The sequence below is a fragment of the Streptomyces sp. NPDC048415 genome, assembly GCF_040651675.1.
In the GTDB taxonomy this organism is placed as follows: domain Bacteria; phylum Actinomycetota; class Actinomycetes; order Streptomycetales; family Streptomycetaceae; genus Streptomyces.
Genome location: NZ_JBEZKJ010000033.1, coordinates 1 through 22,715, shown reverse-complemented (window position 1 = coordinate 22,715; position 22,715 = coordinate 1). Strand labels below are relative to the sequence as shown.

The 22,715-nt window shown below is 72.2% G+C and carries 23 protein-coding genes and 1 pseudogene; 11 read left to right on the top strand and 13 right to left on the bottom strand.

Annotation, left to right across the window (positions count from 1 at the left end):
* Positions 1–12: 12 nt before the first annotated feature.
* Both AB0D27_RS22055 and AB0D27_RS22050 read left to right on the top strand, forming a co-directional pair.
* Positions 13–384 carry a BlaI/MecI/CopY family transcriptional regulator gene (locus AB0D27_RS22055; RefSeq protein WP_362511290.1) on the top strand — a complete coding sequence of 124 codons (372 nt, stop codon included), beginning with the start codon at positions 13–15 and terminating at the stop codon, positions 382–384.
* Positions 381–1,310: a M56 family metallopeptidase gene (locus AB0D27_RS22050; RefSeq protein ID WP_362511287.1), complete on the top strand. Its 930-nt coding sequence runs from the start codon at positions 381–383 to the stop codon at positions 1,308–1,310. The genes AB0D27_RS22055 and AB0D27_RS22050 overlap by 4 nt, the downstream gene beginning before the upstream one ends.
* Positions 1,311–1,397: 87 nt before the next feature.
* Here AB0D27_RS22050 and AB0D27_RS22045 read toward each other — a convergent pair whose 3' ends face one another.
* Both AB0D27_RS22045 and AB0D27_RS22040 read right to left on the bottom strand, forming a co-directional pair.
* The gene (locus tag AB0D27_RS22045) at positions 1,398–2,552 is read right to left on the bottom strand and encodes an MFS transporter (protein ID WP_362511439.1); all 1,155 of its coding nucleotides are present in this window, start codon (positions 2,550–2,552) and stop codon (positions 1,398–1,400) included.
* Positions 2,553–2,577: 25 nt separating this feature from the next.
* Positions 2,578–2,940 carry a metalloregulator ArsR/SmtB family transcription factor gene (locus AB0D27_RS22040; RefSeq protein ID WP_362511285.1) on the bottom strand — a complete coding sequence of 121 codons (363 nt, stop codon included), beginning with the start codon at positions 2,938–2,940 and terminating at the stop codon, positions 2,578–2,580.
* Between the two features lie 57 nt (positions 2,941–2,997).
* Between AB0D27_RS22040 and AB0D27_RS22035 the strand changes: the two are divergent.
* The 3 genes and pseudogenes from AB0D27_RS22035 to AB0D27_RS22025 all read left to right on the top strand — a co-directional run.
* Positions 2,998–4,082 (top strand): annotated as a pseudogene (locus AB0D27_RS22035) (HAD-IC family P-type ATPase); the annotation flags it as partial.
* Between the two features lie 197 nt (positions 4,083–4,279).
* Positions 4,280–5,767, top strand: coding sequence for an AlkA N-terminal domain-containing protein (locus AB0D27_RS22030; protein ID WP_362511282.1), 1,488 nt, complete (start codon positions 4,280–4,282; stop codon positions 5,765–5,767).
* A gap of 9 nt (positions 5,768–5,776) precedes the next feature.
* Positions 5,777–6,259, top strand: a complete 483-nt coding sequence (locus AB0D27_RS22025; protein ID WP_362511279.1) for a methylated-DNA--[protein]-cysteine S-methyltransferase — start codon at positions 5,777–5,779, stop codon at positions 6,257–6,259.
* On the opposite strand, the gene AB0D27_RS22020 is transcribed toward AB0D27_RS22025, so the two are convergent.
* Genes AB0D27_RS22020 through AB0D27_RS22010 form a run of 3 tightly spaced genes read right to left on the bottom strand, consistent with a single transcriptional unit; the run spans position 6,256 to position 8,403 of the window.
* A complete protein-coding gene (locus AB0D27_RS22020; protein WP_362511276.1) occupies positions 6,256–6,984 on the bottom strand; it encodes a Sir2 family NAD-dependent protein deacetylase in 729 nt (242 codons plus the stop codon). The genes AB0D27_RS22025 and AB0D27_RS22020 overlap by 4 nt on opposite strands.
* Before the next feature lie 55 nt (positions 6,985–7,039).
* A complete protein-coding gene (locus AB0D27_RS22015) occupies positions 7,040–7,531 on the bottom strand; it encodes an NUDIX hydrolase (protein WP_362511273.1) in 492 nt (163 codons plus the stop codon).
* Positions 7,528–8,403, bottom strand: a complete 876-nt coding sequence (locus AB0D27_RS22010; RefSeq protein WP_362511270.1) for a helix-turn-helix transcriptional regulator — start codon at positions 8,401–8,403, stop codon at positions 7,528–7,530. Before AB0D27_RS22010 ends, AB0D27_RS22015 begins: the two co-directional genes overlap by 4 nt.
* Positions 8,404–8,487: 84 nt before the next feature.
* On the opposite strand from AB0D27_RS22010, the gene AB0D27_RS22005 reads away from it, so the two are divergent.
* Positions 8,488–8,664 (top strand): hypothetical protein, encoded by a 177-nt coding sequence (locus tag AB0D27_RS22005; protein ID WP_362511267.1) that lies wholly within the window; start codon positions 8,488–8,490, stop codon positions 8,662–8,664.
* Positions 8,661–9,353, top strand: coding sequence for an SDR family NAD(P)-dependent oxidoreductase (locus AB0D27_RS22000; protein ID WP_362511265.1), 693 nt, complete (start codon positions 8,661–8,663; stop codon positions 9,351–9,353). The genes AB0D27_RS22005 and AB0D27_RS22000 overlap by 4 nt, the downstream gene beginning before the upstream one ends.
* A 10-nt stretch (positions 9,354–9,363) precedes the next feature.
* On the opposite strand, the gene AB0D27_RS21995 is transcribed toward AB0D27_RS22000, so the two are convergent.
* Complete coding sequence (locus AB0D27_RS21995; protein ID WP_362511263.1) at positions 9,364–10,470, bottom strand: ADP-ribosylglycohydrolase family protein; 1,107 nt, start codon at positions 10,468–10,470, stop codon at positions 9,364–9,366.
* Between the two features lie 195 nt (positions 10,471–10,665).
* Between AB0D27_RS21995 and AB0D27_RS21990 the strand changes: the two genes are divergently transcribed.
* The gene (locus AB0D27_RS21990; RefSeq protein ID WP_362511261.1) at positions 10,666–11,802 is read left to right on the top strand and encodes a glycerate kinase; all 1,137 of its coding nucleotides are present in this window, start codon (positions 10,666–10,668) and stop codon (positions 11,800–11,802) included.
* 124 nt (positions 11,803–11,926) lie between these two features.
* On the opposite strand, the gene AB0D27_RS21985 is transcribed toward AB0D27_RS21990, so the two are convergent.
* From AB0D27_RS21985 to glmS, 3 genes are all read right to left on the bottom strand, one after another.
* Positions 11,927–13,357 (bottom strand): NAD(P)H-hydrate dehydratase, encoded by a 1,431-nt coding sequence (locus tag AB0D27_RS21985; RefSeq protein WP_362511258.1) that lies wholly within the window; start codon positions 13,355–13,357, stop codon positions 11,927–11,929.
* 64 nt (positions 13,358–13,421) lie between these two features.
* The gene (locus tag AB0D27_RS21980) at positions 13,422–13,793 is read right to left on the bottom strand and encodes a holo-ACP synthase (protein ID WP_362511255.1); all 372 of its coding nucleotides are present in this window, start codon (positions 13,791–13,793) and stop codon (positions 13,422–13,424) included.
* 35 nt (positions 13,794–13,828) lie between these two features.
* Entirely contained in the window at positions 13,829–15,676 is a 1,848-nt protein-coding gene (gene glmS, locus AB0D27_RS21975) for a glutamine--fructose-6-phosphate transaminase (isomerizing) (protein WP_362511252.1), read from the bottom strand.
* A gap of 169 nt (positions 15,677–15,845) precedes the next feature.
* On the opposite strand from glmS, the gene coaA reads away from it, so the two are divergent.
* Both coaA and AB0D27_RS21965 read left to right on the top strand, forming a co-directional pair.
* Complete coding sequence (gene coaA / locus AB0D27_RS21970) at positions 15,846–16,835, top strand: type I pantothenate kinase (protein WP_362511249.1); 990 nt, start codon at positions 15,846–15,848, stop codon at positions 16,833–16,835.
* 16 nt (positions 16,836–16,851) lie between these two features.
* Positions 16,852–17,787 (top strand): DUF389 domain-containing protein, encoded by a 936-nt coding sequence (locus AB0D27_RS21965; RefSeq protein WP_362511247.1) that lies wholly within the window; start codon positions 16,852–16,854, stop codon positions 17,785–17,787.
* Here AB0D27_RS21965 and glmM read toward each other — a convergent pair.
* The 4 genes from glmM to AB0D27_RS21945 all read right to left on the bottom strand — a co-directional run bounded on the left by glmM (position 17,784) and on the right by AB0D27_RS21945 (position 21,737).
* On the bottom strand, positions 17,784–19,142 hold the full coding sequence (gene glmM, locus AB0D27_RS21960; protein WP_362511245.1) for a phosphoglucosamine mutase: 1,359 nt from the start codon (positions 19,140–19,142) through the stop codon (positions 17,784–17,786). The two genes, AB0D27_RS21965 and glmM, sit on opposite strands and share 4 nt — an antisense overlap.
* 180 nt (positions 19,143–19,322) lie before the next feature.
* Positions 19,323–19,844 carry a 30S ribosomal protein S9 gene (gene rpsI, locus AB0D27_RS21955; RefSeq protein ID WP_362511242.1) on the bottom strand — a complete coding sequence of 174 codons (522 nt, stop codon included), beginning with the start codon at positions 19,842–19,844 and terminating at the stop codon, positions 19,323–19,325.
* A gap of 42 nt (positions 19,845–19,886) precedes the next feature.
* Positions 19,887–20,330: a 50S ribosomal protein L13 gene (gene rplM, locus AB0D27_RS21950; protein ID WP_362511239.1), complete on the bottom strand. Its 444-nt coding sequence runs from the start codon at positions 20,328–20,330 to the stop codon at positions 19,887–19,889.
* A gap of 186 nt (positions 20,331–20,516) precedes the next feature.
* The gene (locus tag AB0D27_RS21945) at positions 20,517–21,737 is read right to left on the bottom strand and encodes a glycosyltransferase family 87 protein (protein ID WP_362511236.1); all 1,221 of its coding nucleotides are present in this window, start codon (positions 21,735–21,737) and stop codon (positions 20,517–20,519) included.
* Between the two features lie 74 nt (positions 21,738–21,811).
* Between AB0D27_RS21945 and AB0D27_RS21940 the strand changes: the two genes are divergently transcribed.
* A complete protein-coding gene (locus AB0D27_RS21940; protein ID WP_362511233.1) occupies positions 21,812–22,699 on the top strand; it encodes a hypothetical protein in 888 nt (295 codons plus the stop codon).
* Positions 22,700–22,715: the final 16 nt, after the last annotated feature.

The window sequence follows — 22,715 nt, the reverse complement described above, 5'->3', positions numbered from 1 at the left end:
AGGATCGTTCCCATGAGCAGTGCGAAGGACGAACGCCGGCCGGCGGGCGAGCTGGAGGCCGGCGTGATGGCCGCCCTCTGGGCCGCGGGCGCACCTCTCACGCCGGGGCGCGTCCAGATGGAGCTGAACTCCGGCCTGGCGCGCACGACCGTGACCACGATCCTGTCACGGCTGCACGAGAAGGGCATCGTCGGCCGGGAGCGGCAGGGACGGGGCTACGCGTACTTCCCGGTCCAGGACCCGCACGGTCTCACCGCCCGACGCATGCACTCCGAACTCGACCGGGACGACGACCGTGAGACGGCGCTCGCCCGGTTCGTCGCCCAGCTCAGCCCCGACGACGAGCGCCTGCTGCGCGACCTGCTGGAATCGGGTGAGGAATGACGGCTCTGCTGCTGATCCCGCTGCTGGTGCCCTTCGCCGTGCCGCCGCTGGCCCGCCGCTGCCTCGAGCGTCTCGCGCCGGCGGCCGCGCTGTGGGCGCTGACCCTCGCGATCGTGGTGCTGGCCGGAGCCTCCGTCGCCGCACTGGGCGCGCTGGTCCTGACCGGGCTGTTCAAGCTGCCGGTCTTCGCGGGCCTCGGCGACCTCGTCCATCCCCTGCACACCGCCTCGGACGTCGTCGTCCTGCCCGCGGCGGCCGCCGCCACCGGCGCGCTCACCGTCGGCGCCTGGACCCTCGCCCGCTCGGCCCTGCGGCAACTGCGCGCCTTCCGCGCCGCCCGTACGCAGGCCGACCGCCGTCCCACCGCGGGCGACCTGTGCGTCATCGACTCACCGCACCCGGACGCGTACGCCCTGCCGGGCCGTCCGCATCGCATCGTCGTCACCACGGCGATGCTCCGCACCCTCGGCCCCGACGAACGCGAGGTCCTCTTCGCGCATGAGCGGGCCCACAACGCGGGCGGCCACCACCGCTTCCTCGTCGCGGCCGAACTCGCGGCCCACTGTCACCCCGGTCTGCGCCCGGTCCGCGCGCTCGTCGCGCTCGCCGTGGAACGCACCGCCGACGAGGCCGCGGCCATCGCGGTCGGAGACCGGCGCCTGACCGCCCGCGCCATCGCCCGTGCCGCCCTGGCCACCCGGGCGTCCCGTTCCACCCGTCCCGACTTCGCCCCCGCGGCCACCACCGGCCCCGTCCCCCAGCGCGTGGCGGCTCTCCTCGCCGCCCCCGCGCGCCGCCCCCGCGCCGCCCCCTGGGTCGCCCTCCTCCTCGCCGTCTGCGCGACCGTCTCAGCCAGCGCCTCAACGGCCGGCATCCTCGCCTTCCACCACGAGGTGGAGGTCGCCCAGGGCGAAGAACCCCGCTGACGGCCACGCTTGCGGCCGCCCCGGGTGGCTGACCTCGCGCCTCCGCGCCTCCGCGCCTCCGCGCCTCCGCGCCTCCGCGCGGCCGGGCTACCGCCTCGCCCGAAGTCCCGCGTGCCCGCGCCCCCGCATCACGCACCCGACCACCGGGCCCACCACCAGCACCACGGCCATCGCCGCGAACCCGTACGTCAAGGTCGCCGCGGTGGCGACCGTCGCGACGAGTAGCGGGCCGCCCGCGTCGCCCAGTTCACGCCCGAGTTCGGCGGCGCCCATCGTCTGGCCGAGTCGTTCCTCGGGGGTGGTGGAGGCGAGGGAGGCGAAGCCCAGGGGAGTGATCAGGCCCGTGCCGGTGCCGATCAGGGCCGCCGCGAGGAGGACGCCCGTCAGGCCGGGCAGCGTCGCGCAGCCGAACCCCGCGGCGGCGGTCAGCAGTCCGGCGCCGATCCCCGCGCGGGCGGTCAGCCGGCCGGCGTCCAACGCCCGCCCGGCGCGCGGCTGGACGACCGCCGCGCAGGCCGCGAGGACCGAGACCGCGGCGCCCGTGGTCACCGTCCCGAGGCCCGCGGCGGCACCGGAGACGGGGAGGAAACCCACGCCCACGGAGAGCGCGGCCGTCGCGCCCGCGAGGGCCGCCGTCGGCGTGAGGAAGGCGGGGTCGGCCAGCCGCCGCGCCAGATCGAGAACCGTCTGCCGGGCACGCGGCAGCGGCGGCACCCGGGGTACCGACAGCGCCGCCCACCCGGCGACGACCGCTCCCAGCGCCGTGAGCACGCCGAACAGCAGCCGCAGCCCGCCCGCCCACACGAGCACACCCCCCAGCAGCGGACCCAGGGTGTAGCCGAGGGACTTGTAGAAGCCGTAACTCCCGTACGCCCGCCCGCGCTTCGCGGCCGGATTCAGCCGGGCCACCAGCGCGGAGGCCGCGGGCGAGAACGCCGAGGCCGCCGCCCCCTGGCCGAGCCGGGCGGCCCACAGCAGGCCCGGACGGTCCGCCACGACATACAGCGCGGAGGCGGCGGCGAAGGCGACGAGCCCGCCGAGCAGTACGGGCCGCGCACCGATCCGGTCGGCGACCGTGCCGAACACCGGCTTCAGCAGCACCTCGGCCCCGTCGTAGAGGGCCAGCAGTCCGCCCAGAACGAGCAGCGAGGTGACACGGTCCCCGGAGTGAGCGCCCAGGTTGGCCGCGATGCCGTGCGCCCCGAACGCGGTGGTGAACCCGGCGGCGTACAGCGGCCGCATCTGTGACGCGGGCGCCCGCGTCACCTCAGTCGGGCGCGTCACTGAGGCCGAGCCGCAGGTGCTCGACGTGGAAGACGGCCTGGTCGAGGAGTTCGGCGACATGGTGGTCGTGCAGCGCGTACACCACCGACCGGCCGCTGCGCTCACCGACGACCAGGCCCAGATTGCGCAGCAGGCGCAGCTGGTGCGAGCAGGCGGACTGCTCCATGCCCACCGCCGCCGCCAACTCGGTGGCCGGCAGCGGGCCTTCGCGCAGTCGCGCGAGGATCAGCAGGCGGGAGGGGGTCGACAGCGCCTGGAGCGTGGTGGCGACCTTCGTGACGTTGGCCGCGTCCAGCCGTACGCGCGCGGTGGCGTCCTGCGTGGCGGTGACCGCTCCATGACCCATGGGCGGTATCTTACTCACCGCGCATGAAGGAATGAACGACTCTTCATATGTTCCTGTATGGTGCCGCACGTGTCTCCCACTCTCGCCCCGTCGCCCGTCACCGGCCGCCCCGCCCCGGCGCCCCCGCGACGCCGCACCCGTCCTCTCGCGCTGCCCGAGGCCCGCTGGGCGCTCCTCGCCACCGCCGCCTTCCTGCTCGCCCTCCCCCCGCACCTGGGCGGCGCGCCCGGCTGGACGTACGGACCGCTCTACGCGATCGCGTACGCCGCCGGAGGCTGGGAGCCCGCCCTCGAAGGACTGAGGGCCCTGCGGGAGAAGACCCTGGACGTCGACCTGCTGATGATCGTCGCCGCCCTGGGTGCCGCCGCCATCGGGCAGGTCCTGGACGGCGCCCTGCTGATCGTCATCTTCGCCACCTCGGGCGCCCTGGAAGCCCTGGCCACCGCCCGTACCGCCGACTCCGACGGGGACTGCTCGACCTGGCACCCGCCACGGCGACCAGGGTGACTCCCGACGGCGAGGAGTCGGTCCCCACCGACCAATTCGCCGTGGGCGACGTCCTGTTGATCCGGCCGGGGGAGCGGATCGGCGCCGACGGGCGGGTGATCGACGGCACCAGCGAGGCCGACCAGGCGACCATCACCGGCGAACCGCTGCCGGTCGCGAAGGCCCCCGGTGACGAGGTCTTCGCGGGCACCCTCAACGGCACCGGCGCGCTGCGCGTCCGCGTCGAGCGCGACCCCGCCGACTCGGTGATCGCCAGGATCGTCACCCTCGTCGAGGACGCCTCGCGCACCAAGGCGCCGACGCAGCTGTTCATCGAGAAGGTCGAACAGCGGTACGCGGTGGGCGTGGTGGCCGCCACGCTCGGCGTCTTCGTGGTGCCGCTGGCCTTCGGCGCGGACCTCACGGGCGCCCTCCTGCGGGCGATGACCTTCATGATCGTGGCATCGCCGTGCGCGGTGGTGCTGGCCACCATGCCGCCGCTGCTGTCCGCGATCGCCACCGCCGGCCGGCACGGCGTGCTGGTCAAGTCGGCCGTGGTGATGGAGCGGCTGGGACAGGTCGACGCGATCGCGTTCGACAAGACCGGCACGCTGACCGAGGGGATGCCGCGGGTGACGGAGGTCCGGCCACTGCCGCTCGGCGTCGCGGGGCACGAGGGGTCCACGGTCATCGTCGGCCTCAACGGACTGCGGCTGCTGCGGGAGAGCGCGTGGCGCGGGGCGGCCGGTAGGGTGAAGGCGGCTCAGGCCGCCGGAGAGCGCGGCCCAGGCCACGCCACGTAGATGTCGGATTTCTGCCAGCCCCGGCCCCGCCCTTCGTCGATGCTGGAGGCATGCAGAACGGGATGCACACGGATACCGAGCGCTGCCTGCGCGCCGTCCAGTCGAAGGACGCACGCTTCGACGGATGGTTCTTCACGGCGGTTCTCACCACGAGGATCTACTGTCGGCCCAGCTGTCCTGTCGTGCCGCCGAAGGCGGAGAACATGACGTTCTTCCCGAGCGCCGCCGCCTGCCAGCAGGCCGGATTCCGGGCCTGCAAGCGGTGCCGCCCGGACACCAGCCCCGGCTCGCCCGAGTGGAACCAGCGCGCCGACCTGGTCGCCCGCGCGATGCGCCTGATCGGCGACGGTGTCGTGGACCGCGAGGGCGTACCTGGCCTGGCCACCCGCCTCGGCTACAGCACCCGCCAGATCGAGCGGCAGCTCCTGGCCGAGCTGGGCGCCGGACCGCTGGCGCTCGCCCGGGCCCAACGCGCCCAGACCGCGCGGCTGCTCATCGAGACCACACCGCTCCCCATGGCGGAGATCGCCTTCGCCGCGGGTTTCTCCTCGATCCGCGCCTTCAACGACACCGTGCGCGAGGTCTTCGCGCTCTCACCGAGCGAGCTGCGCGCCCGCCTGCCCAAGAAGCGCGCGGGAGCCACCCCCACGCCGGGCGTGCTGAGCCTGCGGCTCCCCTTCCGCGCCCCGCTCAACCCCGACAACCTCTTCGGCCACCTCGCGGCCACCGCCGTACCCGGTGTGGAGGAGTGGCGCGCGGGCGCGTACCGGCGCACCCTGCGCCTGCCGTACGGACACGGGATAGTCGCTCTGACGCCGCAGCCGGACCACATCGCCTGCCGCCTGACCCTCAGCGACCTGCGTGACCTGCCCGTCGCGATCAGCCGCTGCCGCCGCATGCTCGACCTGGACGCCGACCCGGTCGCGGTCGACGACCAGTTGCGTACGGATCCGGTGCTGGCGCCGCTGGTGGACAAAGCCCCCGGCCGCCGGGTGCCGCGCACCGTCGACGAGTCCGAGTTCGCCGTACGGGCCGTGCTGGGCCAGCAGGTCTCCACGGCGGCGGCGCGCACCCACGCGGCCCGGCTGGTCACCGCGCACGGCGAAACGGTCGACGACCCGGAGGGCGGCCTCACCCATCTCTTCCCCTCGCCCGAGGCGCTCGCCGCACTCGACCCCGAGTCGCTCGCCATGCCGCGCACCCGCCGCATCACGTTCACCACGCTGGCACGCCAACTCGCCGACGGCACCATCCACTTGGGGGTGGAGAGCGACTGGGCCGAGGCCCGGGCCCGGCTCCTCGACCTCCCCGGCTTCGGCCCCTGGACCGTCGACGTCATCGCGATGCGCGGCCTGGGCGACCCCGACGCCTTCCTCCCCACCGACCTCGGAATCCGGCGCGCCGCCCAGGAGCTGGGTCTGCCCTCCACCCCGGCCGCCCTCACGGCCCGCGCCGCGGCCTGGCGTCCCTGGCGCGCCTACGCGGTCCAGTACCTCTGGGCAACCGACAGCCACCCCATCAACTTCCTGCCCGTATAAGGACGTTCAGTGAAGCAGCACACCGTCATCGACAGCTCGTACGGCCCCCTCACCCTCGTCGCCGACGACGGTGTCCTGTGCGGCCTCTACATGGTCGGCCAGCGCCACCGCCCGCCCGAGGAGACCTTCGGCGAGCGCGACGACACGCTCTTCGACGAGGCGACGGACCAGCTACAGGCCTATTTCCGTGGCGAGTTGAAGGAATTCACCCTCGAACTGCGGATGTCCGGCACGCCCTTCCAGCGCAGTGTCTGGGAGCAGCTCCGGAAGATCCCGTACGGCGAGATCTGTTCGTACGGCGAACTCGCGGACACTCTCGGCAACCCCAAGGCCTCGCGCGCGGTGGGTCTCGCCAACGGCAAGAACCCCATCGGCATCATCGTGCCCTGCCACCGCGTGGTGGGCGCCGACGGAAGCCTCACGGGCTACGGCGGCGGTCTGGAACGCAAGCAGCGACTGCTGGACTTCGAGCAGGGCGCCGCGCTGTTCTAGCTGTTTTGGAGGCCGCGCAGCAGTTCGGGCAGCGCCGTGCCGATCGGCTCCCGTACGACCTCGTCTGCCAGAGCGTCGTACGGGGTCGGCTCGGCGTTGACGATGATCAGCCGCGCCCCGCCGTCGGCGGCGACCCCGGCGAGTCCCGCGGCGGGCTGCACCTGCAGACTGCTGCCGACCGCGAGGAACACCTGGCAGGCCTTGGTGATCGCGACCGCCTCACCCAGCACCACCGGATCCAGCCGCTCGCCGAACATCACCGTCGCCGACTTCAGGATCCCCCCGCACTCCAGGCACGGCGGATCGGCCTCACCGGCCTCGACCCGCCCGAGCGCGTCCTCCATCGGACCGCGCGCATGACACCCGGTGCACACGAAACTGCGCGCACTCCCGTGCAGTTCGAGCACCTTGCGGGCGGGCATCCCGGCGAGCTGGTGCAGCCCGTCCACGTTCTGCGTGATCACGCGCACCGGCACCCCGGACCGCTCCAGCCCGGCCACCGCGCGATGCGCCGCGTTCGGCTCCGCCTGAAGCGTGCGGTTCCTGCGCCGCATCTGCCAGGACCGCCGCCGGATCTCCGGATCACCCATGTAGTACTCGTACGTGACGAGCTTCTGGGCCTCGGGATCGCGCCGCCACAGCCCGTTCGGGCCGCGGTAGTCCGGGATCCCGGAATCCGTCGAGATCCCGGCGCCGCTGAGGATGGCGACGAGGGGCTTGGTCATGTCATCGAGGGTAGGACGGGGGAACGGGGTGGGCGAACGGATATCGGTGGCCCGGTCAGCCCACCCGGTGGCCGTTCTCCAGCTCCGCCGTCCCCGCGCCCTCGGCCAGCACGTCGAGGCCGGCGAGGACGCGCCGTCCCAGGGCGCCCGGCAGGTACTCGGCCAGTTCCGCGCGCGGCACCAGCCGCCAGGACAGCAGCTCCTCCTCCTGCAGGCGGATCGCCTTGAGGTCGTCCTCGCCGAGGACCCCGCCGTCGTACAGGTACGCGACCAGCGGAGGCCGGGCCGTGCCGTGCACCCAGTCGACCGCGAGGAGCTGGCCGAGTTCGACGTTGAGGCCGATCTCCTCGGCGGTCTCGCGGCGTGCGCCCTGCCGCGGGGTCTCCCCGTCGTCCGACTCGACGGTGCCGCCCGGAAGGGCCCAGCCCTCGCGGTAGTTCGGCTCGACGAGCAGCACACGCCCCTCGGCGTCACGGAAGAGGGCGGCGGCCCCGGCGAGGACACGGGGCAGTCCGGCGATGTAGGTGGCGAAGTCAGGAGTGGTCATCCACGAAGCGTAACGAGACTCCGCAGTCGATCCTCCGACTCGCTGCCCGGCTCGGCGAAGTGACAGATCAGACTGAGCCGGGGCGCCTCCTCCAAGGCCAGGCGTACGTACGACAGCTCGAGGTCGCCGGCCTCCGGGTGCCGGTAACGGCGTACGGAGGAACGGAACTCGACGACGTCATGGGTCTCCCAGACCTCCGCGAAGTAGGCGCTGGTTTCGATGAGTTCAGCGACCAGTTCGGAAAAGCGCGGGTTGTCCAGTTCGTACGCCGCCTGCTGGCGCAGCAGTCGGGCCATCCAGCGGGCCTCCCGCTCCCACTCCGGCATCAGCGCGCGGATCTCCGGAACGCGGAACAGCATCCAGGCGCTGTTGAGTTCGCGTCGGGGTCGGTCCAGCAGGGCCGGGCCGAGGATGGACTCCTGGGCCCGGTTCCACGCGAGGATGTCGAAGCAGCGGTCGATGACGAACGCCGGACTGGGCATGAGCTTGTCCAGGAAGGTGCGGACGGCGTCCGGGACCTCCAGGGAGCGCTCGGCGGGCTCGGGCGCCGGGAGGCGGGCGAGCCGGAAGAGGTGGGCCCGTTCCACCCCGTCGAGCTGGAGGACGCGGGCCAGCGCCAGCAGGATCTGCGGGGAGACGTTGATGTCACGGCCCTGTTCGAGCCAGGTGTACCAGGTCAGGCTCACACCGGAGAGCAGCGAGACCTCCTCGCGGCGCAGCCCGGGAGTGCGGCGGCGGCCCCCTGGTGGCAGCCCGGTCGCCGCGGGGTCGGCGCGCTCGCGGCGGGAGCGCAGGAAGGCGGCGAGCGCCTTGCGGCCGTGATCCTTGGATGCCTGTCCAGGGCCGGCCCGCGGTACTGGTGTCGGTGCCACCAGTAAATTCTGCACTCTTCAACCGGGGCGCGGCCCGGCGGAGGGTGGGAGGGACAGCGAACTCCCGCGTGAAAGGCGGCCCTTGTGGCTGAGCTGACTCCTCGCCGTACTGTTGTGATCACCGGCGCCACCGGCGGTGTCGGCGGCGCCCTCGCGCGGAGACTGAGCGCGGACGGCTGGATCGTCTACGCCGCGCACCGCAAACCCGCGGACGCCGCGGCCCTCCGCGACGCGGGGCTGACCCCCTCCTCCTCGACGTGACGGACGAGGGGTCCGTCACGGCTGCCGCGGACCTCGTCGGCCCCCGGCTCGACGGCCTGGTGAACAACGCGGGCATCATGGGGCAGGGCCCCGTCGAACTGGTGCCGGCCGAGGCATGGCGCCGCCAGTTCGAGGTCAATGTGATCGGGCAGGCGGCCGTGACCCGCGCCTTCCTGCCCGCGCTGCGCGCGGTCGGCGGCCGGATCGTGAACCTCGGAGCCGTCTCCGCCCGCGTCACCCCGCCCTTCTTCGGGCCGATCGCCGCGTCGAAGGCCGCCCTCGCGGCGCTCACCGAGGCCCTGCGCATGGAGCTGCGCCACCAGGGCGTCAAGGTCTGCCTGGTCGAGCCGGGGGCCATGGACACCGCCATCTTCGCCACGGCGGACAAGGCGAGCGCCGACCTGGGCTGGGTGGGCTCTGCCGAGACCCGGCACCGGTACGCGGGCGCCCTGGACGCCGTACGGACCGCGGCGGCCCGGCAGCCGCTCGGGCCCGTCGCCCCGGCCGTCAACGCCGTCGTACGAGCCCTGACCGCCCGCCGCCCCGCCACCCTCTACACCACCGGACGCGACGGACGGGCCCTCGCCCTGCTGCGCTTCCTCCCGGACGGCCTGCGCGACCGGCTGCTGCTGCGGGCGATGGGGGTGACGGCGGAGGCGTTCAGGACGGGCGCGCCTGCCGCGGTCTAGGCACCCGGTTCTAGGCTTCGGCCTTCGCTTCGGCTTGGGCTTGGGCTTGGGCTTCCGCGAGCGCGACCGTGCGCGACGCGAGCTCACTGATCCGCACCCCGTCGAAGCCGAACACCGCACTGCGCACGGTGTCCTCGAGCGGATCCCGCCATTGCGAGGGGACCGCGGCGGCCCCGCACAGGACGCCCGCGACGGAGCCCGCGGTCGCGCCGTTCGAGTCGGTGTCCAGACCACCGCGGACGGTCAGCGTGATCGTGCGGGTGAAGTCGCCGTCGCCGTAGAGGAGCCCCGCCGTGAGCACCGCGGCGTTCGGGACAGTGTGGATCCAGCCGAGGCCCGCGGTCTCCTCGGCGACCGTGCTGAGCGTGTCCTCCCAGGTCATCCGGGTCTCGTGCAGCGTCAGCACCCGGCGTACGGTGCGCGCGAGGCGGCTGCTCGCGGGGATCACCGTGAGCGCCGTGTCCAGTGCGTGCCGCACGGTCGGAGCCGTGAAGGCCGCCGAGATCAGCGCCGCCGCCCACATCGCCCCGTACACGCCGTTGCCGGTGTGGGAGAGGACGGCGTCCCGGCGGGCCAGCGAGGCCGCGCGGCGCGGCAGACCCGGGCAGGTCCAGCCGTAGACGTCGGCGCGGATGAGAGCGCCGATCCATTCCTGGTAGGGATTCTCGTACGTCGCCGTCAGGGGCGGTTTCAACCCATTGGCGAGGTTGCGGTACGCGGCCCGCTCCGCCGTGAACGTCTGCAGATACGGCAGCCGCAGCAGCCACAGATCACCGACCTGCTCGGTACTGAAGCCGAAGCCGTGCGTCTCCAGGAGGTCGAGGCCGAGGATCGCGTAGTCCACGTCGTCGTCACGGCAGCTGCCGTGGATACGGCCGCGCACGCACTGCCGCCACTCCGGCCGCAGCTCGAACTCGTCGGCCCCCACGCCGCCGTCGATGGGCTCGGGGAGGTAGTCGGTGAGGGGCAGGGCCGCGGCCTGCCGCAGATAGCGGTCGATGCGATCCCGCGTCCAGTGGTCGCCCTGCTCGACCGGCTTGCCGAGCATGTTGCCCGCGATCCGGCCCAGCCAGCCCCCGAGGACGCGGTCGGCGAGCTCAATGCCCAGGGGGGTCATAGCTCCGGTTTACCCAATTCCCGGCGGGCCCGCGCGGAATTCCGTGAGCCGGGCGAATCCTGGAGCCACGCGGTCCCGGGGGCTGGTCAGGGCATGACGGCGGGGGCTTCCTCCGGTTAAGGTCGCAGCGGCGCGACTGCCTTGACGTGAGCAAGGCCCGGAAAGCAAGGGGAATGCAAGGTGGCGGACGCTGCTGTGGATCGGACCCCGCGTGTGCTCATCGCCGCGGACAAGTTCAAGGGATCGCTGACGGCCGTACAGGTCGCGGAGCGGGTGACGGCCGGACTGCGCCGGATCGCGCCGCGCGTCGAGGTCGAGGCGCTGCCCGTGGCCGACGGCGGCGACGGGACCGTGGACGCGGCGGTCGCGGCGGGTTTCGAGCGGCGCGAGGTGCGGGTCGCCGGGCCGTTGGGCGACGAGGTGAGCGCGGCGTACGCGCTGCGCGGTGACACCGCGGTCGTGGAGATGGCGGAGGCGAGCGGGCTCCAGCGGCTGCCCAAGGGCGTCTTCGCGCCGCTCACCTCCTCGACCTACGGCTCCGGGGAGCTGCTGCGCGCGGCGCTGGACGCCGGCGCGCGCACGATCGTGTTCGGCGTTGGCGGCAGCGCGACGACGGACGGGGGTGCGGGCATGCTGGCAGCGCTCGGGGCGCGCTTCGTGGACGCGGACGGCGAGCCGGTCGCTCCCGGCGGCGCCGGACTGCGCGATGTCGTCACCGCCGATCTCTCCGGCCTCGACGCCCGCCTGTCCTCGGTCGACCTCGTCCTCGCCAGCGACGTGGACAACCCGCTCACGGGGCCCAAGGGCGCCCCCGCCGTCTACGGCCCCCAAAAGGGCGCGAGCCCCGACGACGTGGAGACTCTGGACGCCGCCCTCGCCCACTTCGCCAGGATTCTGGAGAAGGCCATCGGCTCCAAGGCCGCGGAGTACGCCGCCGCGCCCGGCGCCGGTGCCGCGGGGGGCATCGGGTACGGGGCTCTGGTCCTCGGCGCCCGATTCCGGCCCGGGATCGAGGTCATGCTGGACGTGCTCGGCTTCGCGCCGGCGCTGGACCGGGCCACCCTGGTGATCACCGGTGAGGGCTCGCTCGACGAACAGACCCTGCACGGCAAGGCTCCCGCCGGGGTCGCCGCCGCCGCTCGTGCGGCGGGCAAGGAGGTCGTCGCGGTGTGCGGCCGCCTCGCCCTGCCGCCGGACGCACTCGGCAAGGCCGGGATCCGTCGCGCCTATCCGCTCACCCAGGTCGAGCCCGACATCGCGAAGTGCATCGCCGACGCCGGGCCGATCCTGGAGCGGGTCGCGGAGAACATCGGCCGGGACTTCTTGAGCTGAGCGGTTCTAGCCCGTCCGGCGTTTGAGGACGAGCGCGAAGCGCGACAAGGGGGGCCTGGGGGGCGGAGCCCCCCAGATACGGGACGGGCAGGGGCGGAGGGGGCGAAACCCGCCGGCCCACACCTCAGTCGCGGACGTCCCGCCACGCCTCAGGGATCGCGGAGGCCACATCGTGGGCGCCCGCCGGCGCACCGTCGGCGGCGAAACGCCCCGCCAGCCCATGGACGTACGCCCCCACACTCCCCGCGTCCAACGCGGACAACCCGGCCGCGAGCAGCGACCCGGCAAGCCCGGACAACACATCCCCGCTCCCCGCCGTGGCCAGCCACCCCGTCCCCGTCGGATTCACCCGCACCACTCCACCCCCCGCATCAGCGACCAACGTCGTCGACCCCTTGAGCAGCACCGTCGCCCCATACCGCCCCGCAAGCTCCCGCACGGAAGAAAGCCGAGCCTCCTCGACGGCCTCCCGCGAGACACCGAGCAGCGCGGCGGCCTCCCCGGCATGCGGGGTCATCAGCGTGGGCGCGCTGCGGGCCCGAACGGCGGCCAGGTCCGCGAGCCGCAGTCCGTCCGCGTCCACCAGCACCGGCACCTCCGCGGTGAGCACCTCCGCGACCGCCGCCGCGTCGTCCCCGGCCCCGGGCCCCACGACCCACGCCTGCACCCGCCCGGCCTTCGTGGGCCCCCGATCGGATACGAGGGTCTCCGGAAAGCGGGCGATGACGGCGTCCCCGGCCGGCCCGACGTACCGCACGGCCCCGGCCCCGCCCCGCAGCGCCCCGGAGACGGCGAGCACCGCGGCCCCGGGATAGCGGGCGGACCCGGCGGCGATCCCGACGACACCGCGCCGGTACTTGTCGCTCCGGGCCCCCGGCACGGGCAGCCGCGCCGCGACATCGTCGTGCTGCAGGGCCTCCAGCTCGGCCTCGGCGGGCAGTTCGAGCCCGATGTCGACGAGGCGCACGGAACCGGCGTACTCGCGCGCCGGATCGATGAGCAGCCCCGGCTTGTGCGTGCCGAAGGTCACCGTCAGATCGGCGCGGACCGCAGCGCCGCGCACCTCTCCGGTGTCCGCCTCGATCCCGCTCGGCAGGTCGACGGCGACGACGGCGGCCCCGGAGTCCTCGGCCAGGGCGGCGAGCACCGCGGCGTCCGGGCGAAGGCCGCCCTTGCCGCCGATCCCGACGATGCCGTCGACGACGAGGTCGGCCCGCAGGATCGGTCCCTCGGCGGCACCGGGAGTCGCCGCGGTGCCCCCGGCCCGCCGCAGCGCGGTCAGCCCCCCGGCATGCGTCCGTTCGGGGGAGAGCAGCACCGCCGTGACCCCCGCCCCGCGCCGGGCCAGCCGGGCCCCGGCGTACAGGGCGTCGCCGCCGTTGTCCCCGCTCCCCACCAGCAGCACGACCCGGCTGCCGTACACCCGCCCCAGCAACTGGGCGCAGACGGCGGCCAGTCCGGCGGCGGCGCGTTGCATCAACGCGCCCTCCGGAAGCCGCGCCATCAGCTCCCGCTCAGCGGTTCTCACGGTCTCCACGCTGTAAGCAGTACGCATACCGTCGAGTCTCCCGTACGGTCGCTCACCATGCTGCCTCGATGGGGTGGGCCGGCGGCACGCACTACCCCTCAGCCACCACCACCGCCGAGGCCACCCCGGCGTCATGGCTCAGCGACACATGCCAGGACCGCACGCCGAGTTCGGCCGCACGGGCCGCCACCGTTCCCTTCACCCGCAGCCGGGGCTGGCCGCTGTCCTCCACGTAGACCTCGGCGTCGGTCCAGTGCAGGCCCGAGGGGGCGCCCAGGGCCTTGGCGAGCGCCTCCTTGGCGGCGAAGCGCGCGGCCAGCGACGCGATGCCCCGGCGCTCGCCGCTGGGCAGGTACAACTCCCGCGTCAGGAAGACCCGTTCGGCCAGCGCGGGCGTGCGCTCCAGCGACGCCCGGAACCGGTCGATCTCCGCCACGTCGATTCCGACCCCGATGATGCTCATGCTCCGCACCCTAAGGGGCGGGGATCAGGAGCCCGTCACTCGACCGTCACGGACTTGGCGAGGTTGCGTGGCTGGTCCACCTCGTTCCCCCGGGCGGTCGCCAGCTCGCACGCGAACACCTGCAAGGGGACGGTGGACACCAGCGGCTGAAGGAGCGTCGGGGTGACCGGGATGCGGATGAGGTGGTCGGCGTACGGAACGACCGCCTCGTCGCCCTCCTCCGCGATCACGATCGTCCGCGCGCCCCTCGCCCGGATCTCCTGGATGTTGGACACGATCTTGTCGTGCAGGATCGAGCGCCCGCGCGGGGACGGCACCACGACCACCACCGGCAGGTCCTCCTCGATCAGCGCGATGGGCCCGTGCTTCAGCTCGCCCGCCGCGAAGCCCTCGGCGTGCATGTACGCCAGTTCCTTCAGTTTGAGGGCGCCTTCGAGCGCGACCGGATAGCCGACGTGCCGGCCCAGGAACAGCACGGTGTTCTTGTCGGCGAGGGAGCGCGCCAGCTCCCGTACCGGCTCCATCGTCTCCAGGACGCGCTCCACCTCGCGGGAGATCCGGGAGAGCTCGCGGATGACGGCCTGGATCTCGTCGCCCCACTTGGTGCCGCGCACCTGGCCCAGGTACAGGGCGACCAGGTAGCAGGCCACGAGCTGCGTCAGGAAGGCCTTGGTCGAGGCGACGGCGACCTCCGGGCCCGCGTGCGTGTACAGCACCGCGTCCGACTCACGGGGGATCGTCGAGCCGTTCGTGTTGCAGATCGCCAGCACCTTGGAGCCCTGCTCGCGGGCGTGCCGCAGCGCCATCAGCGTGTCCATGGTCTCGCCGGACTGCGAGATGGCGATGACGAGCGTGCGGGGATCCAGGATCGGGTCGCGGTAGCGGAACTCGCTCGCCAGCTCGACCTCGCACGGGATCCGCGTCCAGTGTTCGATGGCGTACTTGGCGATCAACCCGGCGTGGAAGGCCGTACCGCACGCGACGATGACGACCTTGTCGACCTCGCGGAGGACGGCGGCCGGGATCCGGACCTCGTCGAGTGTCAGCGAGCCGGACGCGTCGATACGCCCCAGCAGCGTATCGGCGACCGCCTTGGGCTGCTCGGCGATCTCCTTGAGCATGAAGTAGTCATAACCCCCCTTTTCGGCCGCCGAAGCGTCCCAGTCCACGTGGTAGGAACGCACCTCGGCGGGCCTGCCGTCGAAGCCGGTGACCGTGACGCCGTCCCGGCGCAGCTCCACCACCTGGTCCTGACCCAGCTCGATCGCCGACCGCGTGTGGGCGATGAACGCGGCGACGTCCGAGGCGAGAAAGGCCTCGCCCTCTCCAACGCCCACCACGAGCGGCGAGTTCCGGCGGGCCCCCACGACCACGTCCGGCTCGTCGGCGTGCGCCGCGACCAGCGTGAACGCGCCCTCCAGGCGCCGGCACACCAGCCGCATCGCCTCCGCCAGGTCCTCGCACGAGGAGAACTCCTCGGCGAGCAGATGGGCGACGACCTCGGTGTCCGTCTCGGAGGTCAGCTCATGCCCGCGCTCGGCCAACTCGGCACGCAGCAGGGCGAAGTTCTCGATGATGCCGTTGTGGACGACGGCGACCCGGCCCGCGTTGTCGAGGTGCGGATGCGCGTTGGCGTCCGTGGGGCCGCCGTGGGTGGCCCAGCGGGTGTGCCCGATTCCCGTCAATCCGGTCGGCAGCGGCCGGTCGACCAGCTCCTTTTCCAGGTTGACCAGTTTCCCGGCCTTCTTGGCGGCGGCGAGTCCCCCGTCCGCCAGGACGGCGACACCCGCCGAGTCGTACCCCCGGTATTCCAGCCGCTTCAGTCCGGCCATCACCACGTCAAGCGCCGACTGCGACCCCACGTATCCCACGATTCCGCACATGCGCCGCAGCCTACGGGCCGAGCCGGGCCCGAACACGGCATCGCGTGCCCGATATCGGAAATTCCAGCCGCCCTTCGCACAGGCCTCCGGGGCCCCCGGCGCCGTCCCGGGTGACCCCGCGTGACGGAGCCCACGCCCCACGCCGTCCATACTCCCGTAACAATGGACTGTGATCTCTCCGGTCTCCTCGTTGCCGCGGAGCGCCCACCGGTCCAAGCCGGAGGCGACTCCCTACGTCGACCTCACCCGTGCCGAGTGGAGCGCGCTGCGCGAAAAGACGCCGCTCCCGCTGAACGCCGAGGAGGTCGAGAAGCTGCGCGGCCTGGGCGACGTCATCGACCTCGACGAGGTGCGGGACATCTATCTGCCGCTGTCCAGACTGCTCAATCTGTACGTCGGCGCCACCGACGGACTCAGAGGGGCGCTGAACACCTTCCTCGGCGAGAAGGGCTCCCAGTCCGGCACTCCGTTCGTCATAGGGGTCGCCGGTTCCGTGGCCGTCGGCAAGTCCACCGTCGCCCGCCTGCTTCAGGCGCTGCTCTCCCGCTGGCCCGAACATCCGCGCGTCGAACTGGTCACGACAGACGGCTTCCTGCTGCCCACCCAGGAGCTGGAAGCGCGCGGCCTGATGTCGCGGAAAGGTTTCCCCGAGTCGTACGACCGCCGCGCCCTGACCCGTTTCGTCGCCGACATCAAGGCGGGCAAGGACGAGGTCACCGCCCCCGTCTACTCCCACCTGATCTACGACATCGTGCCCGGCCGGAAGCTCACGGTCCGTCGCCCCGACATCCTCATCGTCGAAGGCCTGAACGTGCTGCAGCCCGCCCTTCCCGGCAAGGACGGCCGCACCCGCGTCGGCCTCGCGGACTACTTCGACTTCAGCGTGTACGTCGACGCCCGCCCCGAGGACATCGAGCGCTGGTACCTCAACCGGTTCAAGAAGCTGCGCCAGACCGCCTTCCAGAACCCCTCCTCGTACTTCCGCAAGTACACCCAGGTCTCCGAAGAGGAGGCGCTCGACTACGCCCGCACGACCTGGCGGACCATCAACAAGGTCAACCTGCTGGAGAACGTGGCCCCGACGCGCGGCCGGGCGGCCCTCGTCGTACGCAAGGGCCCGGATCACAAGGTGCAGCGGCTGAGTCTCAGAAAGCTGTGAAAGCTACGCTGCGCCCATGCTGCATCTGCGCCTGATCACCCCGGCCGACCGGACCGACGACGTGGTGCGCCTGATCGAGAAGACGGTCGGCGCCACCCATCTCGTCGTCATGCCAGGCGCCGCCCGCAACCCCGTCGGAGACGTCGTGACCTGCGACGTCGCACGTGAGGCGGGAGACGAACTCATCGGCGGGCTGCGGGAGTTGGAGCTCGACAGGACCGGCTCGATCGCCGTGGAGAACATCGATCTGTCGCTGTCGAAGCGCGCCGACAAGGCGGAGGACGAGGCGCCGGGCGAGGGCGCGGACGCGGTGCTGTGGGAGCACCTGGCGGAGGCGACGCACGAGGAGTCGACGCTGACCGTCACCTATGTGGCGTTCCTGACGATCGCGACGATGCTCGCGGCCTGCGGTGTGATGCTCGACAACGCGATCCTCATCGTGGGCGCGATGGCGGTGGGCCCGGAGTTCGGACCGCTCGCGGGGATCTCCACGGCGCTGGTGCAGCGCACCCCGCACCTGGTGCTGCGGTCCCTGTGGGCGCTGCTCGCCGGGTTCGCCGTCGCCATGGTGCTGACCGCGGGCTTCAGCTGGCTCCTTGACGGACTGGGGCTGTTCGACAGGTCGATGGTGGAGGCGGCGCGACCCAACACGGCCTTCATCTGGAAGCCCGACTGGATGTCGTTCGTGGTGGCGTTCCTGGCGGGCATCGCGGGCACCCTGTCCCTCACGTCCGCGAAGTCGGGCGCGCTGATCGGCGTGGCAATCTCGGTGACCACGGTCCCGGCCGCCGCCAACGCCGCCGTGGCCTTCAGCTACACGGAGTACTCCCAGACGTGGGGCTCCACTTGGCAGTTGCTCGCCAATCTCGGCGGCATCGTCCTGTCGGGCACGCTCACGCTGCTCACCCAGAAGTGGTTCTGGGCGAGGCAGCGCAAGACGGAAATCGCTTAGCCGAGCGCGGACTTGACCGCGTCGGCGAGCCGTGCGGCGACCGACCGGGCGTGTTCGAGGTCGGCGGCCTCGACCATCACCCGTACGAGCGGCTCGGTGCCCGAGGGACGCAGCAACACCCGCCCGGTGGAGCCGAGTTCGCGTTCGGCGTCGGACACCGCGGTGGCCAGCTCGGCGGAGGTCCCGACCCGCGACCTGTCGACGTCGGGCACATTGATGAGCACCTGCGGCAGACGCTCCATGACCGAGGCGAGGTCCTGGAGCGTACGGCCCGTCTGGGCGACCCGCGCCGCGAGCAGCAGCCCGGTCAGCGTGCCGTCGCCGGTGGTGGCGTGGTCGAGGATGATGACGTGCCCGGACTGCTCGCCGCCGAGCGCGTAGTCGTGCTCCTTCATCTCCTCCAGGACATAGCGGTCGCCGACCGCCGTCTGCACGAGCGAGAGGCCCTCGCGCTCCATGGCCAGCTTGAAGCCCAGATTGGACATGACCGTCGCGACAACGGTGTCGGAGCGCAGTGCGGAACGCTCCCGCATCGCCAGCGCGAGTACGGCCAGGATCTGGTCGCCGTCGACCTCGGCGCCCGTGTGGTCCACGGCGAGGCAGCGGTCGGCGTCGCCGTCGTGCGCGATGCCGAGGTCGGCGCCGTGCTCGATGACGGCGGCCTTGAGGAGACCGAGGTGGGTGGAGCCGCAGCCGTCGTTGATGTTCAGGCCGTCGGGATCGGCGCCGATCGTGATGATCTGCGCGCCGGCCCGGGTGAAGGCCTCGGGAGAGACCTGAGCGGCGGCACCGTGCGCCTCGTCGAGGACGACCTTCACGCCGTCCAGACGGTTCGGCAGGACGCTGATGAGGTGGGCGACGTACTGGTCGAAGCCCTGTTCGTAGGAGCTCACCCGGCCGACGCCGGCGCCGGTGGGCCGGTCCCAGGGAGCGCCGGTGCGGTGCTCCTCGTAGACGGCCTCGATCCTGTCCTCCAGCTCGTCGGCGAGCTTGTGGCCGCCGCGGGCGAAGAACTTGACCCCGTTGTCGGGCATGGCGTTGTGGCTGGCGGAGAGCATCACGCCGAGGTCGGCGCCCAGCGCACCGGTGAGGTACGCCACCGCGGGGGTGGGCAGCACACCGACGAGCAGGACGTCCACGCCCGCGCTGGCCAGGCCCGCGACCACGGCCGCCTCCAGGAACTCCCCGGACGCGCGCGGGTCCCGCCCGACCACCGCGACCGGCCGGTGGCCTTCGAACGTGCCCGCCTCGGCCAGTACGTGCGCCGCCGCCACGGAGAGTCCGAGCGCAAGCTCGGCTGTCAGATCCGCGTTGGCGACACCGCGCACGCCGTCCGTGCCGAAGAGTCGTCCCACTTGTCCTCCTGAGGAAACTTCAGAATTCGGAAGTCATCCGATCACACGAGCCTTTGAGCACCTTGTGCCGTTATACGCCCAAGGCCTGTGATAAACGAACGCCCCGGCGGCACTGTGGCGTGCCGCCGGGGCGATCGGAGTACGACGCGTAGCGCTACGCGTACGAGCAGGCAGCGAAGATTAACGCTTGCTGTACTGCGGGGCCTTACGGGCCTTCTTCAGACCGGCCTTCTTGCGCTCGACCGCACGGTCGTCGCGCTTGAGGAAGCCGGCCTTCTTCAGGGCGCCGCGGTTGTTGTCGACGTCCGCCTCGTTCAGCGCGCGGGCGACACCGAGACGGAGCGCACCGGCCTGACCGGAGACGCCGCCACCCGAGATACGGGCGATGACGTCGTAGCGGTTGTCGAGCTCGAGCACCTTGAAGGGCTCGTTGACTTCCTGCTGGTGCACCTTGTTGGGGAAGTAGTCCTCAAGGGTGCGACCGTTGATCTTCCACTTGCCGGTGCCCGGGACGATCCGGACGCGGGCGATGGCGTTCTTGCGACGGCCCAGGCCGGCGGCCGGCTGGGGGTCGCCGAAGCGGGAGGCCAGCGACTCGGAGGTGTACTCGCCCTCGACGGGGACCTCGGACTCGGTGGTGTAGTTCTCGATGTCGACAACCTCGGTCTCTTCGACCGGCTGCTCAACGGTGGTCTCGGCCACGATTCTCCTCAGATTTCTGTTCGTCTTAGGGGGTGGCCGGAACTACTGCGCGACCTGGGTGATCTCGAACGGCACCGGCTGCTGGGCAGCGTGCGGGTGCTGGTCGCCCGAGTAGACCTTCAGCTTCGAGAGCATCTGACGGCCCAGGGTGTTCTTGGGGAGCATGCCCTTGACGGCCTTCTCGACGGCCTTCTCGGGGTTCTTGTCCAGCAGCTCGTCGTAGCGGACGGAGCGCAGACCACCCGGGTAACCGGAGTGGCGGTACGCCATCTTCTGGGTCCGCTTGTTGCCGGACAGGTGCACCTTGTCGGCGTTGATGATGATGACGAAGTCACCGGCATCGACGTGCGGGGCAAAGATCGGCTTGTGCTTGCCCCGCAGAAGGGTGGCGGCGGTGGTCGCCAGACGGCCGAGGACGACGTCCTGGGCGTCGATGACGTGCCACTGGCGAGTGATGTCGCCGGGCTTGGGGCTGTACGTACGCACGGTTCGTAGCCTTCGCTTCTTCAGTGAGTGGGTCCTGACAAGGCCACCACGGACGATCACGACAGCCCTGACCGCACTGCGGTGACGCATACCGCGTGCTGGTCGCTGGTCATCGGCCCCGGTGGACCGGTGTAAGGGCCTCTCACGTGAGAATGAGCAAGCCAATACACATAACGAAGGGCAAGCCTACCCGTGCTGCCCCGGACGGGTCAAAACGCGAGCCGCTACCGCTGTGGGCTCGGCCGGCTCCGGGCGACCGTGCCGTGACCCCAGGGGCGGCCCCGGCCAGCGGACGGCCACCGCGAAGGCCATTACACACAACGTAAGGCAGTCCCGGAAGGCCCGCCGGGTCACCGGCTCCAGCCAGGGCCAGCTGAACCCGGGCACCTGCGGCACCAGAGCGAGCCAGAACCACGGCGTACGGGCCACCGCGCCGGAAAACGGCAGCCCCGCGAGCAGCAGCGGCACGGCGACCAGCAGATAGTGGTCGTACGACGGCCGGGACACCAGGAACGCCGAGAGCATCAGCAGCACCGCCGTCTCGACCAGCCGCAGCGGCCCGGGATCGGCCCGACGCCACCGCCGGTACGCGCACCAGACCCCGGCCCCGGCGGCCGCGAAGGCGAGCAGCGCCGCCGCCCCGGCCGGCACCCCGACCCGGGGCAGCACCGCCACCGGCGAGGCCTCGTAGCGTCGTACGAATCCGTCGTGGCCCCGCAGCAGGAACGGCAGCGTCCGTGTGACGAACCCCGCAGGATCCGGCATCAGCAGCGCCGCCCCGCCGGACGCGACCGCGGGGACCAGCGCGACCGCGGCCAGCCCCCGCCACCGGCGCGCGAAGAGAAAGAGGAGCGCCACCGGCGCGAGCAAAGGCTTCAACGCGACCGCCGCGCCGATGACCACCCCCGCCGCGACCCACCGCTCCCGCGAGGCCAGCAGCAGCGCGAGGGGCAGCGCGGCGGCGGCGGTCACCGTCCAGTTGCCGAGGGTCACCAGGTGCCCGAAGGGCGCGAAGCCCAGCGCGAGAGCGGTGAGGCCGAGCACCGCGAGGCGGCTGCGCCCCGGAATCCCGTGGATGCGCAGGGCGCACGCCCAGCCCGTCACCAGCAGCGCGGTCACCGTCAGCGGGACCAGCACCCGCAGCGCGTACGGCGGGAGCAACGCCTGCGGCACCGCCGCGAGCACCGCGCTCGGCAGATAGAGAAAGTGCGGGTCGGCGTAGGGAGAGCCGCCGTCCAACCAGGCCCGGGCGGCCCGTACGACGATCGCGTTGTCCATCCCGCCGTCCGAGGCCCCTCGCGCGACGCCGACGACAGGGGCGCACAGCACCGCGCCCAGCGCCGCCCACGCGTGCCGGGAGGCCCGCCGTACCAACCACCCGGAGATGTCACTTTTGCCCTCGTTCATGCAGGTCACGCTAGGGGCTCGAGTGGGCTGTGACGCGGAACGGCACCCCCTGGGGCCCGTCTAAGATGCGGCGCATGAGTTATGGGCAGGGTGGGCAGGGGCAGCCCCCGTGGGATCCCTGGAAGCCGGGGTCTCAGCAGCCTCAGTGGAGCAATCAGAGCGCCGGCGGGACTCCTGACTGGGCGGCACTCGCCGAGGCGTCCGAGTCGCGCAACAAGCGCCGCAGACTGCTGCTGATCGGCGGCGGAGCGCTCGCCACGGTCGCGGTCGGCGCGGCCGTCGCCGTGGCCGTGGTCTCCGCGAACGGGGACGGCCAGGCCTCGAACCAGCCTTCCAACCTGCCGGCCACCGCGGACATCCCGAGCTCGACCAGCGCGCCGGCTCCGTCGTTCGAGCCGACCTCGGCTCCTCCCCCGCTGGATCCGAAGGACTTCATATCCAGCGCGAAGAAGGACACGGCGCCGCTCAGCCCGGACATCCTCTTCCCCGGTACGCAGCTCACGATGGGCGACCGCGTCTACCGCAAGGGTCCGACGGCCGACACGAAGAGCTGCGCCTCGGCCGCCAAGGGCACCCTCCCGGCGGTCCTCACCAAGAACGACTGCACGCGCGTCCTGCGCGTCACCTACACCAAGGACGGTGTCGCGGTGACGGTCGGCGTGGCCGTCTTCGACACCGAGGCCCAGGCGGCCAAGGCCAAGGGCGAGGCGGACAAGAAGAGCATCATCGCCTCGCTGGCCGGCAATGGCATCAAGCCCTTCTGCACCTCCGCCGTCTGCCGCTCGACCACCAACTCCTACGGTCGGTATGCCTATTTCACGCTCGCCGGCTTCACCAACGGCAAGGACGTGACGACGAAGGACACCAAGGTCTTCACGACCGGCGACGACCTCGCCGAGTTCGCGTTCCGGCAGATCCGCCGACGCGGCGAGGCGCAGGCGTCGGCCGCCGCCAACGGGTAGCGCCTCCCGCGGCGGC

Excerpts from the sequence above, each read along its gene's own strand:
- AB0D27_RS22055 (WP_362511290.1), top strand. The coding sequence starts at position 13 with ATGAGCAGTGCGAAGGACGAACGCCGGCCGGCGGGCGAGCTGGAGGCC.
- AB0D27_RS22050 (WP_362511287.1), top strand. The coding sequence starts at position 381 with ATGACGGCTCTGCTGCTGATCCCGCTGCTGGTGCCCTTCGCCGTGCCG.
- AB0D27_RS22045 (WP_362511439.1), bottom strand. The coding sequence starts at position 2,552 with ATGCGGCCGCTGTACGCCGCCGGGTTCACCACCGCGTTCGGGGCGCAC.
- AB0D27_RS22040 (WP_362511285.1), bottom strand. The coding sequence starts at position 2,940 with ATGGGTCATGGAGCGGTCACCGCCACGCAGGACGCCACCGCGCGCGTA.
- AB0D27_RS22030 (WP_362511282.1), top strand. The coding sequence starts at position 4,280 with ATGCAGAACGGGATGCACACGGATACCGAGCGCTGCCTGCGCGCCGTC.
- AB0D27_RS22020 (WP_362511276.1), bottom strand. The coding sequence starts at position 6,984 with ATGACCAAGCCCCTCGTCGCCATCCTCAGCGGCGCCGGGATCTCGACG.
- AB0D27_RS22015 (WP_362511273.1), bottom strand. The coding sequence starts at position 7,531 with ATGACCACTCCTGACTTCGCCACCTACATCGCCGGACTGCCCCGTGTC.
- AB0D27_RS21995 (WP_362511263.1), bottom strand. The coding sequence starts at position 10,470 with ATGACCCCCCTGGGCATTGAGCTCGCCGACCGCGTCCTCGGGGGCTGG.
- AB0D27_RS21985 (WP_362511258.1), bottom strand. The coding sequence starts at position 13,357 with ATGCGTACTGCTTACAGCGTGGAGACCGTGAGAACCGCTGAGCGGGAG.
- AB0D27_RS21980 (WP_362511255.1), bottom strand. The coding sequence starts at position 13,793 with ATGAGCATCATCGGGGTCGGAATCGACGTGGCGGAGATCGACCGGTTC.
- glmS (WP_362511252.1), bottom strand. The coding sequence starts at position 15,676 with ATGTGCGGAATCGTGGGATACGTGGGGTCGCAGTCGGCGCTTGACGTG.
- AB0D27_RS21965 (WP_362511247.1), top strand. The coding sequence starts at position 16,852 with ATGCTGCATCTGCGCCTGATCACCCCGGCCGACCGGACCGACGACGTG.
- AB0D27_RS21945 (WP_362511236.1), bottom strand. The coding sequence starts at position 21,737 with ATGAACGAGGGCAAAAGTGACATCTCCGGGTGGTTGGTACGGCGGGCC.
- AB0D27_RS21940 (WP_362511233.1), top strand. The coding sequence starts at position 21,812 with ATGAGTTATGGGCAGGGTGGGCAGGGGCAGCCCCCGTGGGATCCCTGG.